Here is a 2,137-nt window from a genome sequence, read left to right as displayed (position 1 = left end):
GGTGATGCTGCCAACTTACTGATTTAGTGTATGATGGTGTTTTTGAGGTGCTCCAGTGGCTTCTGTTTCTATCAGCTGTCCCTCCTGTTCAGCTACTGACGGGGTGGTGCGTAACGGCAAAAGCACCGCCGGACATCAGCGCTATCTCTGCTCTCACTGCCGTAAAACATGGCAACTGCAGTTCACTTACACCGCTTCTCAACCCGGTACGCACCAGAAAATCATTGATATGGCCATGAATGGCGTTGGATGCCGGGCAACAGCCCGCATTATGGGCGTTGGCCTCAACACGATTTTACGTCACTTAAAAAACTCAGGCCGCAGTCGGTAACCTCGCGCATACAGCCGGGCAGTGACGTCATCGTCTGCGCGGAAATGGACGAACAGTGGGGATACGTCGGGGCTAAATCGCGCCAGCGCTGGCTGTTTTACGCGTATGACAGTCTCCGGAAGACGGTTGTTGCGCACGTATTCGGTGAACGCACTATGGCGACGCTGGGGCGTCTTATGAGCCTGCTGTCACCCTTTGACGTGGTGATATGGATGACGGATGGCTGGCCGCTGTATGAATCCCGCCTGAAGGGAAAGCTGCACGTAATCAGCAAGCGATATACGCAGCGAATTGAGCGGCATAACCTGAATCTGAGGCAGAACCTGGCACGGCTGGGACGGAAGTCGCTGTCGTTCTCAAAATCGGTGGAACTGCATGACAAAGTCATCGGGCATTATCTGAACATAAAACACTATCAATAAGTTGGAGTCATTACCCCTTTTTTTGACTTCTTTCATGTGATGGCCTCTGACAGAAATAACGTCATAGTCTCTGTTATGTGCAACGAGGTGCTTTGTCCATGGTTGATAGCATCAAAATAGTTTAATCAGGCAATAATATACTTGCTTACGAACTATGTAATTTATTGATTCATTAAGAAACTTAAAAAGTTAAAAGATTTCCGGGAGTCAACATTGAGGATTAAGCACGTTTTCCTTAATGCTACTTTTAGCATCTTATCTAAAATTAACCGCTGGTGCGAAGTAATACGGAGATATTATCATGGCAAAAATAGGTGATGGCATTCCGCATCTTATAGATCGAGCTATAGATTTTATGGCATCAACCCAGGCGTTCCGAGAGTATTTGAAAAAACTCCCCCCCCGTAACACAATTCCGTCCGATATTCCTGAGGAAAAAGTGCCGTTATATCTACAACGTCTGGAATATTATCGCCAGCTTTACAGGCCAAAGTAGATAAAATGTGCCCTCAGAGGAAATTGTTTACTTTTGAAAGGTATTTTTAAGCTGATTATTTGAAATCAGAACTGTCAGAGAGAGGACCATTGTTGATCACACAGCCTGTTGATAGAGTAAAAGACCACCTCCTGAGGAGGTGGCTTTTCAGAATGCCCCCTATAAGGGGGGCAAATGTCATATTCCGTTTTCTACTCTAGCAACTCCATCTGCTGTTCATGTGTTTGTTCCATCTTTTCCTGATGCCTCACATATCGTCTGATAATTTCTTCGTTCACGCCTAGGTGATGCTGCCAACTTACTGATTTAGTGTATGATGGTGTTTTTGAGGTGCTCCAGTGGCTTCTGTTTCTATCAGCTGTCCCTCCTGTTCAGCTACTGACGGGGTGGTGCGTAACGGCAAAAGCACCGCCGGACATCAGCGCTATCTCTGCTCTCACTGCCGTAAAACATGGCAACTGCAGTTCACTTACACCGCTTCTCAACCCGGTACGCACCAGAAAATCATTGATATGGCCATGAATGGCGTTGGATGCCGGGCAACAGCCCGCATTATGGGCGTTGGCCTCAACACGATTTTACGTCACTTAAAAAACTCAGGCCGCAGTCGGTAACCTCGCGCATACAGCCGGGCAGTGACGTCATCGTCTGCGCGGAAATGGACGAACAGTGGGGATACGTCGGGGCTAAATCGCGCCAGCGCTGGCTGTTTTACGCGTATGACAGTCTCCGGAAGACGGTTGTTGCGCACGTATTCGGTGAACGCACTATGGCGACGCTGGGGCGTCTTATGAGCCTGCTGTCACCCTTTGACGTGGTGATATGGATGACGGATGGCTGGCCGCTGTATGAATCCCGCCTGAAGGGAAAGCTGCACGTAATCAGCAA

The 2,137-nt window shown here is 48.4% G+C and carries 2 protein-coding genes and 2 pseudogenes; 3 read left to right on the top strand and 1 reads right to left on the bottom strand.

What is annotated here, in order from left to right:
• Positions 1-55: 55 nt before the first annotated feature.
• Positions 56-753, top strand: a protein-coding gene (locus OGY33_RS02010) for an IS1-like element IS1A family transposase (RefSeq protein ID WP_223417112.1) whose coding sequence is annotated in 2 segments (ribosomal slippage) — positions 56-305 and positions 305-753 — 699 coding nt in all. Because the reading frame shifts where the segments join, the coding sequence is not laid out codon by codon here.
• A 301-nt stretch (positions 754-1,054) separates the two neighbouring features.
• Positions 1,055-1,249: a hypothetical protein gene (locus tag OGY33_RS02005; protein WP_023337659.1), complete on the top strand. Its 195-nt coding sequence runs from the start codon at positions 1,055-1,057 to the stop codon at positions 1,247-1,249.
• Between the two features lie 191 nt (positions 1,250-1,440).
• Here the strand turns inward: OGY33_RS02005 and OGY33_RS02000 are convergent.
• A pseudogene (locus OGY33_RS02000) lies at positions 1,441-1,533 on the bottom strand (IS200/IS605 family transposase); the annotation flags it as partial.
• Positions 1,534-1,587: 54 nt separating this feature from the next.
• Between OGY33_RS02000 and OGY33_RS01995 the strand changes: the two are divergent.
• A pseudogene (locus OGY33_RS01995) lies at positions 1,588-2,137 on the top strand (IS1-like element IS1A family transposase); the annotation flags it as partial.

Origin of the sequence: Citrobacter sp. Cpo032 (assembly GCF_030332975.1) — a bacterium.
GTDB lineage: Bacteria > Pseudomonadota > Gammaproteobacteria > Enterobacterales > Enterobacteriaceae > Citrobacter > Citrobacter portucalensis.
This window is presented reverse-complemented; position numbering and strand designations above follow the sequence as displayed.

Coding starts and splice junctions, on each gene's coding strand:
- OGY33_RS02005 (WP_023337659.1), top strand. CDS start 1,055: ATGGCAAAAATAGGTGATGGCATTCCGCATCTTATAGATCGAGCTATA.